General features: G+C 68.7%; 11 protein-coding genes. 2 read left to right on the forward strand and 9 right to left on the reverse strand.

Going from position 1 to position 12,215, the window contains the following annotated elements:
* Both AX676_RS13610 and AX676_RS13615 read right to left on the reverse strand, forming a co-directional pair.
* A partial coding sequence (locus AX676_RS13610) for a prepilin peptidase (RefSeq protein ID WP_231734721.1) occupies window positions 1-259 on the reverse strand: 259 nt, incomplete at its 3' end.
* Window positions 249-509: a hypothetical protein gene (locus AX676_RS13615; protein WP_156437732.1), complete on the reverse strand. Its 261-nt coding sequence runs from the start codon at window positions 507-509 to the stop codon at window positions 249-251. The genes AX676_RS13615 and AX676_RS13610, both read right to left, overlap by 11 nt.
* 232 nt (window positions 510-741) lie before the next feature.
* Here AX676_RS13615 and AX676_RS13620 point away from each other — a divergent pair, with 232 nt between their 5' ends.
* On the forward strand, window positions 742-1,929 hold the full coding sequence (locus AX676_RS13620) for an acetyl-CoA C-acyltransferase (protein ID WP_066479810.1): 1,188 nt from the start codon (window positions 742-744) through the stop codon (window positions 1,927-1,929).
* A gap of 382 nt (window positions 1,930-2,311) precedes the next feature.
* Here the strand turns inward: AX676_RS13620 and hflX are convergent, their stop codons facing one another.
* The 7 genes from hflX to dusB all read right to left on the reverse strand — a co-directional run bounded on the left by hflX (window position 2,312) and on the right by dusB (window position 11,497).
* The gene (gene hflX / locus AX676_RS13625; RefSeq protein ID WP_066479812.1) at window positions 2,312-3,598 is read right to left on the reverse strand and encodes a GTPase HflX; all 1,287 of its coding nucleotides are present in this window, start codon (window positions 3,596-3,598) and stop codon (window positions 2,312-2,314) included.
* Entirely contained in the window at window positions 3,595-4,089 is a 495-nt protein-coding gene (hfq, locus tag AX676_RS13630; protein ID WP_066479814.1) for an RNA chaperone Hfq, read from the reverse strand. The genes hflX and hfq overlap by 4 nt, the downstream gene beginning before the upstream one ends.
* Before the next feature lie 121 nt (window positions 4,090-4,210).
* Window positions 4,211-5,590, reverse strand: coding sequence for a nitrogen assimilation response regulator NtrX (ntrX, locus tag AX676_RS13635; RefSeq protein ID WP_066479817.1), 1,380 nt, complete (start codon window positions 5,588-5,590; stop codon window positions 4,211-4,213).
* Between the two features lie 4 nt (window positions 5,591-5,594).
* Window positions 5,595-7,829, reverse strand: coding sequence for a sensor histidine kinase NtrY-like (locus tag AX676_RS13640; protein WP_231726615.1), 2,235 nt, complete (start codon window positions 7,827-7,829; stop codon window positions 5,595-5,597).
* Between the two features lie 82 nt (window positions 7,830-7,911).
* Window positions 7,912-9,357 carry a nitrogen regulation protein NR(I) gene (ntrC, locus tag AX676_RS13645; RefSeq protein WP_066479821.1) on the reverse strand — a complete coding sequence of 482 codons (1,446 nt, stop codon included), beginning with the start codon at window positions 9,355-9,357 and terminating at the stop codon, window positions 7,912-7,914.
* Window positions 9,354-10,490: a two-component system sensor histidine kinase NtrB gene (locus AX676_RS13650; protein WP_066480185.1), complete on the reverse strand. Its 1,137-nt coding sequence runs from the start codon at window positions 10,488-10,490 to the stop codon at window positions 9,354-9,356. The genes ntrC and AX676_RS13650 overlap by 4 nt, the downstream gene beginning before the upstream one ends.
* An 8-nt stretch (window positions 10,491-10,498) precedes the next feature.
* Entirely contained in the window at window positions 10,499-11,497 is a 999-nt protein-coding gene (gene dusB / locus AX676_RS13655) for a tRNA dihydrouridine synthase DusB (protein ID WP_066480194.1), read from the reverse strand.
* Window positions 11,498-11,577: 80 nt separating this feature from the next.
* Here dusB and ispD point away from each other — a divergent pair.
* Window positions 11,578-12,215 (forward strand): 2-C-methyl-D-erythritol 4-phosphate cytidylyltransferase (gene ispD, locus AX676_RS13660; protein ID WP_082731409.1); only part of this gene is annotated, 638 nt, incomplete at its 3' end.

A 12,215-nucleotide genomic window follows, 5' to 3' on the forward strand; every position in this document is an offset into this window, starting at 1 on the left:
CCGCCAGTAATTCGATCCACAAATGGCTCGGGTCGATCGCCCCGTCGCAGCGTCGACACCGCCCGCGCTGCACCACGAAGCTCAGCACCGGCACCAGCTCGACCGGCCCCAGCGTCGCCCCGCACCCGTCGCAGCGTGAGCGGCCCCTCAGCGCACTCTCCCCCGCGACGCCGCGCAACACGACCGTCGCGATGAAGCTGCCCAGGATCAGGCCGAGCCCGCCCAGCCCCGCGCCCCACCAGATCGCGTCAGTCGTCACCCTTTTTGCGGACCAGATAGCGATAGACGCCGAATACATTGATCGCGAACAGGACGGCGTTCTGCGTGATCAACGCGCCGTCGCCGGTCAGCGCCGCACCGCTGATCCACGCGATCGACGAGACGACGAAGATGACGAAGCCCCACCCCGTCACCCGCCGCCCGCTGTCGAGCGACACCATCAGCGCCGCGGTGATCCCCGTGCCGGTGGCGAACCATTTCAGCACGCCGACGATCAGGCTGTCTTCCATTCGATCTCATCCCTTCAGCGCCTATGCCGCGCTGCGCGGCCCGGCAATGGTTTTGCAAATCCCCGACGGCCCGATTAAAAGCCTGGCGGTCAACCAAGCTCCGTTCGTGTCGAGCGAAGTCGAGACACGCTGTCCAGCAGAGCGTGTCTCGACTGCGCTCGACACCAACGGCAAAAAACATCCGAACCAGTTCGCGTCTCGCCGCGACGGTTCAACCGCCGGAGCGCCGCAAATGTCCGCCGATCCCATCGTGATTCTTTCCTATGCCCGCACACCGATGGGCAGCTTCCAGGGGTTGCTGACCGACGCGTCGGCGACTCACCTGGGCGCGACCGCAGTCGGTGCGGCGGTCGAGCGCGCCGGGCTGTCGGGCGAGGCGATCGAGCGCATCTACATGGGCTGCGTGCTGCCCGCCGGGCTTGGTCAGGCCCCTGCGCGCCAGGCGGCACTGGGTGCGGGCCTGCCGCAACATGTCGAAGCGACGACGGTCAACAAGATGTGCGGATCGGGGATGCAGGCCGCGATCATGGCGACCGACGCGCTTGCGGCCGGCTCCGCCGACCTGATCGTCGCGGGCGGCATGGAGAGCATGACCAACGCGCCCTATCTGTCGACGCGCCATCGCGGCGGCGCGCGGATCGGCCATGATCGCCTGATCGACCATATGTATCTCGACGGGCTGGAGGACGCCTATGAACCCGGCCGGCTGATGGGCAGCTTTGCCGAGGAGACTGCCGGCGAATATCAGTTCACTCGCGACCAGCAGGATGCCTATGCCATCGCCTCGCTCGAACGTGCCAAGCGTGCCCAGGATACGGGCGGGTTCGACCGGGAGATCGTCGCCGTCGAGGTTCAGGGCCGCAGGGGCATCAGCGTCGTCGACAAGGACGAACAGCCGCTAAAGGGCGATCCCGCCAAGATTCCGACGCTCAAGCCCGCGTTTGCGAAGGACGGGACGATCACCGCAGCCAACGCCTCGTCGATCTCCGACGGCGCGGCCGCGCTGGTGATGACGCGCGCGAGCGTCGCCGAGCGGCTGGGTCTCGATCCGGTTGCGCGTATCGTCGCGCACGGCGCGCATGCGCACGCCCCCGCCCGCTTCACCACCGCGCCGGTGGATGCGATGCGGAAGGCGCTCGACCGCGCGGGGTGGGGGATCGGCGATGTCGACCTGTTCGAGGTCAATGAGGCATTCGCCGTCGTCGCGATGATCGCGATGCGCGACCTGTCGATTTCGCATGACGTGCTGAACGTGAATGGCGGTGCCTGCGCACTCGGCCACCCGATCGGGGCCAGCGGCGCGCGCATCCTGGCGACGCTCCTGTCGGCGCTGCAGGCCAACGGCCAGAAGCGCGGCCTCGCCTCGCTGTGCATCGGCGGCGGCGAAGCGACCGCGATGGCGGTAGAGCTGATGAACTGAGACTTTTCTCAATTCTTCCTTTCACCGCTCGCCCAATACCCGCTCATCCTGAGTAGGGACTGAGCGAAGCCGAAGGCCCGTATCGAAGGACATAAGGGCGCGCGCGTCCTTCGATACGCCATTTCGACAAGCTCAATGGCTACTCAGGATGAGCGGGAAAGGGGATAGTGACGGAACCCAACCACTTTCTCCCGGTCACCCCGGCCTCGTGCCGGGGTCCACCTCGCAACCGGGTGCGTACTGGGCCTGTTGAAGCGCACTGGTGTGGCGTGGGTCATGCTGACGATCATGCGCCAGCGCTTGCCGCACGGTGGACCCCGGCACGAGGCCGGGGTGACGACATAGAGGGAGGCGAGGCCAGCCCCTGATCATGGCAAGCCCCCTACCGCCGCAAGAACCGCTCATATTCGCGCGGCGCCATTCGCACCTCGAACTGCGCCTGCTCGTCCTCGGTCCAGTGCGTCAGCACCTCGCCATGCTGATGCAGCCATGCCGCGCCCGCGCCGTCGCCCATGGCGAGCGTGATGCGATAGCGGCGGTGGCTGGCGGTCAAAAGCTCGGCGACCCGCGCGGTCAGGGCCTCCACCCCGTCGCCGGACAGCGCCGACACCGCCACGACATCCTCGCGCCGCGCCGCCTCGCCCAGCACTTCCGCGGCATCGTCCGCATCGAGCAGGTCGGTCTTGTTCCATGCCTCGATCCGCGGGGTCGTGTCGGCGACGCCCAGATCCTTCAGCACGCCCTCGACATCGTCGCGCTGCGCCAGGCTGTCGGGGTGCGCGATATCGCGGACATGGACCAGCAGATCGGCCGACACCACTTCCTCCAGCGTCGCCTTGAACGCGGCGACCAGCTGCGTCGGCAGGTCGGACACGAACCCGACCGTGTCCGACAGGATCGCCTTGTCGATACCGGGCAGCGCGATCTGGCGCAGCGTCGGATCGAGTGTCGCGAACAGCAGGTTTTCGGCCATAACGTCCGCCCCGGTCAGCCGGTTGAACAGCGTCGACTTGCCCGCATTGGTATAGCCGACCAGCGCGATGACGGGCCATGGCGCGCGCTGGCGCCGGTCGCGGTGGAGCGTGCGGGTGCGGCTCACCTGCTCGAGCTCGCGGCGAAGCTTGGTCATGCGATCGCGGATCATCCGACGGTCGGCCTCGATCTGGGTTTCGCCCGGACCGCCCAGAAAGCCGACGCCGCCGCGCTGGCGCTCCAGGTGGGTCCAGCTGCGCACCAGCCGCCCGGCCTGATAGTCGAGGTGCGCGAGTTCGACCTGTAAACGACCCTCGGCGGTGCGCGCACGCTCGCCGAAAATCTCCAGGATCAGGCCGGTGCGGTCGATCACCTTGCACTTGAGCGCGGTTTCCAGGTTGCGCTGCTGCACCGGCGTCAGCGCCGCGTCGAACACCGCCAGCTCCAGCTCGCGATCGCGCACCTCCTCGGCCAGCATCTCTACCTGGCCGGACCCGAGCAGCGTCGCGGGGCGCGCCGCGCGGATGCGATAGGCGATGCGCGCCACCACCTCGACCCCGATCGCCTCGGCCAGTCCCGCGGTCTCCTCCAGTCGCGCATCGCTGTCGCGCGCCGACCCGCCCTGGTCGGGCAGGACGACCACGGTGCGTGCGCCGCGCGCGAACTCCTGCGCGTCGCGATCGAAGCCGTTGCTCAATCGCCGTCTATCGCGGCTTGTTCGTCCGCCAGATTGAGCGGCGTCGCGGGCTGGATCGTCGACACGGCGTGCTTGTAGACCAGCTGCGACATGCCATCGCGCTGGAGCAGCATGCAGAACAGGTCGAACGCCGCGATCTGGCCCTGCAGCATCACGCCGTTCACCAGGAACATCGTGACATTCTCCTGCTGGCGGCGCACCGCGCTCAGGAAGATTTCCTGCAGCAGCGGGTTCTTCGATCCGCCATGCTCGCCCACGCCCTCGATCACGGCGGTCAGGTCGACCGGCTGCGACGGCATGATCGTCGAGATTGCGTGTTTGTAGACCAGCTGCGACTGGCCGTCGCGGCGCAGCAGAACGGAGAAATTGTCGAACCAGGTGACGATGCCCTGCAGCTTCACGCCCTTGACCAGGAACATGGTCACCGGGGTCTTGCTGCGACGCAGGGCGTTGAGGAAAAGGTCCTGAAGTGAGCTTTGCTTGTCGGCCATGGTTTGCCCTTATTCTTGGCGGCGAACGCCGCGGTTACACCGATCTGTCGACGCGACGCGCGCGACATGGCGATGCGCCCGGCGTCAATCTAGGTACCGGCAAGCAAATCGTCCACCGGAGTCACTCGTCGCCGCGAACTTCAGTGATGCCGAGCAGCTTGAGTTTCCGGTGCAGCGCCGAACGCTCCATGCCGATGAACGTTGCGGTGCGCGAAATATTGCCCGAAAACCGCCGGATCTGGACGCGCAGATATTCGCGCTCGAACGATTCGCGCGCCTCGCGCAACGGCGCGCCCATGATCGCGCTGCCCCCGATCCCGCCATTGCCCCCCGGCGCGCCCAGCACTTCGGGCGGCAACAGGTCGATGTCGATGCGCTGGATGCGGTTGCCGGGGGCCAGGATGATGGTCCGCTCGACGACGTTGCGCAGCTGGCGGACATTGCCCGGCCATTCATAGGATTGCAGCGCGACCATCGCGTCGGCGGCGATCTCCGGCGTCGTCACCCGGCGCTCGGCGGCGTAATGCGCGACGAAATGCTCGACCAGCGGCGGAATGTCCTCGCGACGTTCGGCCAGCGGCGGGATCGCCACGGGCACGACGTTCAGCCGGTAATACAGGTCCTCGCGGAAGCGCCCCTCGGCAATCTCGACCATCAGGTCGCGCGCGGTGGCCGAAACGACGCGAACGTCGACCTTGACCATCCGCTGGCCGCCGACGCGGGTAAAGCTCTGGTCGGTCAGCGCGCGCAGGATGCGCGCCTGTGTCGTCACCGGCATGTCGGCGATCTCGTCCAGGAACAGCGTGCCGCCATGCGCCTGTTCGAACAGGCCGGGGCGGACCAGGTCGCCTGCTTCCTCGACCCCGAAGAGCTCCTCCTCGACGCGCTCGGGCGTCATTCGCGCGGCGCTGACGATGACGAAGGGCGCATTGGCGCGCGGGCTCCAGCCGTGCAGCAGCCGCGCCGCCACTTCCTTGCCCACGCCCGCCCCCCCGGTGATCAGCACCCGGCTGCCCGTCGATGCCACGCGCTTCAGCGTCGCGCGCACCGAACTGATCGCGGACGAATTGCCGGTCAGGTCGTCCTCGCGGCCCGCCGATGCGCGCAGCGACGCGACCTCGCGCCGCAGCCGCTCGGTTTCGGTCGCGCGCTGGACCAGGAACAACAGGCGTTCGGCCTCGAACGGCTTCTCGATGAAATCCACCGCGCCGCGCCGGATCGCCGCGACCGCAGTGTCCAGATTGCCGTGGCCCGAAATCACCAGCACCGGGATCGACGGATCGCGCCGCTTGATCTCTTCTAGCAGCTCCAGCCCGTCGAGCCGCGACCCCTGAAGCCAGACGTCGAGCAGGACGAGCGAGGGCCGGCGCGCCGCCACCGCCTCCAGCGCCGCGTCGGAATCGGCGGCGTCGCGGGTCTCGTACCCCTCGTCCTCCAGCACCCCCGCCACCAGCTCGCGGATGTCGCGCTCGTCATCGACGACCAGAATATCCAGCTTCATTCATTCATCCTTGGCGTTTGATCGGCGTGGGCAATGCGGGTTCGGCGGCGTCGGCGAGCGTTTCGTCGGCGTTCCCCGCCAGATTCTGGAGCAGGCCCGAATCGAAGGTCAGCGTGACGCAGGTCCCGCCGCCGGCGCGATCGGCGAACTCGATGCGGCCGAAATGCTCCTCGACGATCTTCTTGACGATGGCGAGGCCCAGCCCCGTGCCGCGGCTGCGCGTCGTCATATAGGGTTCGACGATGCGGTTGCGGTCGACCGGCAGCCCGACGCCGTTGTCGGCGATGGTCAGCACGACCTCGCCCGCCGTGGCGCCGGCCGCGACCGTTACCTGGACCTCGCCCTGCGGCAAGTCCTCGCCGCTGCGCGCCGCGATTGCCTCGATCGCGTTCTTGACGATGTTGGTCACCGCCTGGCCGATCTGGCGGCGGTCGCAGACCAGTGGCGCGCCGTGCAGCCGATCGTCGAGCCGGAACGCGATTTCGGGATGCGCGACCTCGTGCAGGAACACCGACTGGCGCGCGATGTCGGCCAGCGGCTCCTCGCGGAACACGGGCTTGGGCATCCGCGCGAAGGACGAAAACTCGTCGACCATGCGTCGCAGGTCGCCGACCTGGCGGACGATCGTGTCGGTCAACCGGGCGAAGACGCTGTCATCCGCGTCGATCTGCTTGCCATAGCGCCGCTGCAGCCGCTCGGCGGCCAGCTGGATCGGGGTCAGCGGGTTCTTGATCTCGTGCGCGATGCGGCGTGCGACGTCGGACCAGGCGGCCCGGCGCTGGTCGAGCAGCTGCTGGGTGATGTCGTCAAAGGTCAGGATGTGCCCGCCCTCGTCGCGCGTCACCTTCACCGCCAGCGTCTTCGCCTCGCCGCCGGCGACGAGCTGGACGATCGCCTCGCGCGCGCCGTCGTCGATCAGCGCGTCGAGCTCGGGTGCCACTTCCGCGAGCGGACGACCGACCGTCGCGCCCTCGCTCGCCTTCAGCAGCTGCATCGCGGACGCGTTGACGAGTCGCACCGCGCGTACGTCGTCGATCGACACGATGCCCGCGGTGACGCCCGACATCACCGCCTCGATCAGCGCACGGCGGCTTTCGAGCTGCGCGTTGGCCGCGACCAGGTCGCCCGTCTGCTGCTCCAGCCGTGACGTCATCTGGTTGAACGCCTGCGCCAATGTTCCGATCTCGTCGCGGCTGTCGGGTTCGGCGACCCGTGCGGTCAGCTCGCCGCCGGCAACGCGCTGCGCCGCGTCGACCAGCGCGCCGACCGGGCGCACCAGCCGGTCCGCCACCTTCAGGGCGACGAACACCGCCAGCCCGACGATCAGCAGCGAAATACCGAGCAGCGCCGCGTTGAAGCGCAATTGCAACAGCCGCGACCGCTCACGCAGCGCCCGGTAATCCGCCGCGACCGCTTCGGCACGCTGGCGGCGCTGCATCAACTCGCGCGCGCCGACGACGCGGCCCGACGCGACGAAATAATCGGTCTTGGGCACCGGCGCGATCGACTGGACCCGCTCGCCGTTCACCGTGACGATGCTTGGCCGGCCCGCCTGGATCGCGCGGATGTCCTGGATGCGGATACCGTTGACGACGCCCGTCTCATACGGGTCGACGAGCGCATAGGTCAGGATTTCGCCGCTGTCGGTCACCTTGAAGACGACCGATTCGGCCAGGCTGTGCTGGAACACGCCCTGCGCATAATTGACCACGAAATTGGGGTTGTCGAAGTCCCACGAAAACTCGGTCAGCATCCGCGACACGTCGTTGGCGAGCGCGACATTCTCCGAATCGACGTAGCGCGTCATCTCCTCATAGGATTCGCGCGCCAGCGTCGCGGCGTTCTCGATCATCCCGCGCGCCTTGTCCGAATACCAGAATTCGACGCCATATTGGAAAAGCAGCGAGGCAAAGACGGTGACGAGCAGCATCGGGACGCTCGCCAGCACGGAGAAGATGGCGACCAGCCGAACGTGGAGCCGCCCCCCGCCCGCCAGCGGCGACCCGGCCGCACGGCGCCGGGCCGCGCGCCGGCCGATCAGTACGAGCAGCGCCATCCAGGGCAGGAGATTGGCGACGAGCAGCAACGCGACGAGCGGGGGGGTGAGCAGTCGCTGCGACTGCACGTCGCCGCTCAGCACCGCATAGCTGCCGACCCCGACGCCCAGCCCCGTGGCCAGTGCCAGCAGTTCGAGCACCGGACTGCTGCCGCTGCGCAAGCCCGCGATCTGCCGGTTCAAGGCGCCATTCATGCCTGCCACGTGGCATCGATACAACAATGCCGTTGCCGGGAAAACACAAGATTGCGCACGTGCGTCGCGGCTAGGGCTCCTCGCGGCGCACCGGCGTCGCGGCGGGGATTTCGAGCAGGTCGATGCGCTTGCGCAGCGTATTGCGGTTGATGCCCAGCACGCGGGCGGCGCGCAGCTGGTTGTTGCCCGTCCGCGCCAGGATGGCGGCGATCAGTGGTCGTTCGACCGCCGCGATCAGGCGTTCGTGCAGGCTGCCGTCCTCCAGCGCGCCTGGCTCGGCCGCCAGCAGCCGCGTGAGCCATGCCATCACGGCCGCGTCCATGTCGCCATCCGCCACGGGTTCCGCCGGGGCGATGTCGCCGCCGATCAGGTCGCGCAGTTCGGCTGCGCTGATCACCTCGTCGCGACCAAGCGCCGCGCTGCGCCGCATCAGGTTTTCGAGCTCGCGGACGTTACCCGGCCAGCCGTGGCGCTCCAGCACCCCGATCGCGTCCGCCGCCAGCCGCTTGAGCGGTAGCCCGGCCTCGGCTGCGCGCTCCAGGAAATGGCGGGCGAGCAGCGCGATATCCTGTCGCCGCTCGCGCAGCGCGGGCAGGGTCACCGGGATGACGTTGAGCCGGTAGAACAGGTCCTCGCGGAACTGCCCCCGCTGGACCAGCGCGGCCAGGTCGCGGTTGGTCGCCGCGACGATACGCACATCGGCGCGAATCATGCGCGATCCGCCGACCGTCGTGAACTCGCCCTGCTGCAGGACGCGCAGCAGCCGGGTCTGCGCATCCATCGGCATGTCGCCGATCTCGTCGAGGAACAGCGTGCCGCCCGCCGCCAGCTCGAACTTGCCCGCCACGCGCGCCTGCGCGCCCGTGAACGCGCCGCGTTCGTGCCCGAACAGCTCCGCCTCGATCAGGTCGCGCGGGATCGCCGCCATGTTGATCGCGATGAAGGGCGCGCGGCGGCGCGGGCCAAGGTCGTGGATCGCGCGCGCGACCAGCTCCTTGCCCGTGCCCGACTCGCCGGAGATCAATACCGTCAGGTCGTTGGAAACCACGCGCGCGATCACGCGATAGACATCCTGCATCGCGGGCGACCGCCCGATCAGCGGCATCGCGCGGTCCGCATCGTCCAGCGGCTCGAGCGCATCCCCCCGGCTGCGCGCCAGCGCGCTGGCGACGACGCGGGTCAGCACGTCGAGGTCGAAGGGCTTGGGCAGATACTCGAACGCGCCTGCCTCGTTCGCGCGTACCGCGGTGGACAGCGTGTTTTGGGCCGACAGCACGATGACCGGCAAAGACGGCGCGCGCGCGCTCAGCTCGCCGACCCGTTCCAGCCCGTCGCCATCGGGCAGGACGACGTCGGTAATCAGCACGTCGGGCAGCCCCGCCGCCAGCGCCGCGTCGAGTTCGGCCAGCGACTGCGCGCTCGTCACCCGGTGTCCGGCGCGGCGCATCGCCTGGCCGACGACGGTGCGGATCGCGGCATCGTCCTCCAGCACCAGCACATGGCTCTGCCGGGTCATGGCCGCGGCTCGGGTGCGCGGGGCAGCAGGACGCGGAACACGGTGTGCTCCGGATCCCCCTCGCGCGCATATTGGACGATGCCGCCCATGTCGCCCAACAGCTTCTCGACCAGCGGCAGGCCGAGCCCGCGCCCGTCGCGCTTGCCCGAGACGAAGGGCTCGAACAGGTGGTCCGCCAGGTCGGCGGGGGCGCCGGGGCCGTTGTCGGCGACGATGATCTCGATCGGCAGCGGCACGCGCGGCTTGCCGGGGGCCAGGCTGAACGACACGCCGTGCCGATAGGCGGTGGCAAGCGTGATGCGCGGCGCGGCAATCATGGTGACCGCCTCGGCAGCGTTCTTGAGCAGGTTGATCATCACCTGCAGGAACGCGTCGCGATCCAGCATCACGTCGGGCAGCGACGGGTCGAACCGTTCCTCGATCGGCATGTCGCGCGCGAAGCCGGCAATCGCGACCTGGCGCGCATGGCTCAGCAGCGGATAGATGTTGGTTCGCTGCAGGTTGGGTGGCCGGGTGTCGGTAAAATCCTGCATCCGGTCGATCAACGCGGCGATGCGATCAACCTCGCTGGTGATCAGGCAGGTCAGCTCGGCCGTCATGCCCGGTCCCGCGGCGTCGAGCCCCGGCGCCGCAGGATCGGCCGATGCCAGCAATTGCGCCGCGCCGCGGATGCCCGACAATGGATTCTTGATCTCGTGCGCCAGCATCGCCGCCGCCCCGACTGCCGCGCGGGTGCCGCCAGGCCGGTCGCTCCCCTGCCCGCCACGCCGTGCGACCGAGACGGCATTCAGCGTGACGATGCGCCAGCCGCTCGGCTCGCTGATCACCGCTTCGGCGAAATCGGCCCGGAAACGCCCGCCACGGACCAGCATGACCTCGGCATCGAAAGTGGCAAAGCCGTGCCCCGGCCGCCGCGCGGCATAGCCGGCCGGCGGCACGATCACCGCATCGAGCGGCCGTCGGCGCATCGCGCGCTCGGACAGGTTGAGCAGGTGTTCGGCGGCGATGTTGGCGTGGACGATCGCGCCTTCGCCATCGAGCACCAGTGTCGCCACCGGATGCGCGGCGAAAATCTCGGCAAAGCCGGGCAGCGTGGGTGCCGGCGGCGGTACGCACGCCGGTCCCGATGCCACCGCGACCCTCAGGCCGCCGCGCGCGAACGCCACGGCGCGTAGAACGCCGCCAGCATCGCCTGCACGCGCTTGGGGTCGGGCTCCTGGTTCACCCGGTTGCGGAACTCCGCCGATCCGTGCAGCCCGCGGGTGTACCAGCCGATATGCTTGCGCGCCATGTTGACACCGGTTTCGACGCCATAATGGCTGAGCATCGCGTCGTAATGCTCGGTGATCAGGTGATATTGCTCCTCGATCGTCGGATCGGGCACCTCGCGCCCCTCGGCGAACCACGCCATCACCTGGCCGAGCAGCCACGGCTTGCCATAGGCACCGCGCCCGATCATCACCCCGTCCGCGCCCGATTGCGCCAGCGCGGCTTCCGCATCCGCGATCGAGCAGATGTCGCCATTGACGATCACCGGCAGCGTCACCGCATCCTTGACCTTGCGGACGAACGCCCAGTCGGCATTCCCCTTGTACATCTGGTTGCGCGTGCGGCCGTGCACCGTGATCATCTGCGCGCCCAGGTCCTGCGCGATCCGGGCAAGCTCGGGTGCGTTCAGGCTCGAATGATCCCAGCCCATCCGCATCTTGACCGTCACCGGCACGTCGACTGCCTTCACCGTCGCCTCGATCAGCGATGCGGCGAGCGGCAGGTCGCGCATCAGCGCGGAGCCGGCATCGCCGTTGACGATCTTCTTGACCGGGCAGCCCATGTTGATGTCGATGATGGCCGCGCCGCGATCGGCGTTGAGCTTGGCCGCTTCGGCCATCTCGTGCGGGGAGCAGCCCGCGAGCTGCATCGAGATCGGTTCCTCGACCCGGTCCCACGCCGCCTTCTGCAGCGACTGGCGCGTCTCGCGGATCATCGCCTGGCTGGCGATCATCTCGGTGACGTTCAGACCCGAGCCGTAACGGCGCACCAGCGTGCGGAACGGCAGGTCGGTGACGCCCGTCATCGGCGCCAGGATCACCGGCGCGTCGATCGTCACGGGTCCGATGCGGATGGGGGAAAGTCTGCTCATCATCTGCCTAAAAATCAGGCAGCGCCATAAGGCCTTGCGGGGTTACTGACAAGGCGGCGTCGAATGGCTAGGGCGACGCGATGATTCAACGCCGTCCCCCCGTCGTTCAGGCCATCATCGTCGCCGCTGGCACCGGCACGCGGACCGGCCGTGCGCTGCCCAAGCAGTTCGCCGATCTCGCGGGCCGGCCGATGATCGCGCACAGCCACGCCGCACTGGCCGGGCATCCGGCGATTGCAGGGGTGCTGTGCGTCATCGGCGAGGGCCAGCAGGCGTTGCTCGCCGACGCGCTGGGCGATGTCCCGCACGTTCTCGGCGGGGCCAGCCGCCGGCAATCGGTCGCCAACGGGCTGGCGGCGATCGCCGCGTCGGGCGGTGCCGATGTCGTGCTGGTCCACGACGCCGCGCGCCCCTTCCTCAGCGCCGAGGTGATCGACCGGCTGGTCGCGGCGCTCGACGACGCGGCGGGTGCGATCCCGGTGCTGTCGGTGGCCGACACGTTGGCGCGCGGCCAGGCGGGCGTGCTCGGCGACATCGTCCCGCGCGACGGCCTGTATCGCGTCCAGACGCCCCAGGCGTTCCGCTTCGACCTGCTCACCGCCGCCCACGCGGCCTGGCCCGCCGACCGCGAGGCGACCGACGATGCCCAGATGGTCCGCGCGATCGGCCATCGGGTCGCGCTGGTCGCGGGCGATCCGCAGCTGGAAAAGATCACCTT

This window comes from Sphingomonas sp. CCH21-G11, assembly GCF_001555965.1.
Taxonomy (GTDB): Bacteria; Pseudomonadota; Alphaproteobacteria; order Sphingomonadales; family Sphingomonadaceae; genus Sphingomonas.

What these genes read in the sequence shown, in the direction of transcription:
- AX676_RS13615 (WP_156437732.1), bottom strand. Translation starts at nt 509, where the DNA reads ATGGAAGACAGCCTGATCGTCGGCGTGCTGAAATGGTTCGCCACCGGC.
- AX676_RS13620 (WP_066479810.1), top strand. Translation starts at nt 742, where the DNA reads ATGTCCGCCGATCCCATCGTGATTCTTTCCTATGCCCGCACACCGATG.
- hfq (WP_066479814.1), bottom strand. Translation starts at nt 4,089, where the DNA reads ATGGCCGACAAGCAAAGCTCACTTCAGGACCTTTTCCTCAACGCCCTG.
- ntrX (WP_066479817.1), bottom strand. Translation starts at nt 5,590, where the DNA reads ATGAAGCTGGATATTCTGGTCGTCGATGACGAGCGCGACATCCGCGAG.
- ntrC (WP_066479821.1), bottom strand. Translation starts at nt 9,357, where the DNA reads ATGACCCGGCAGAGCCATGTGCTGGTGCTGGAGGACGATGCCGCGATC.
- dusB (WP_066480194.1), bottom strand. Translation starts at nt 11,497, where the DNA reads ATGAGCAGACTTTCCCCCATCCGCATCGGACCCGTGACGATCGACGCG.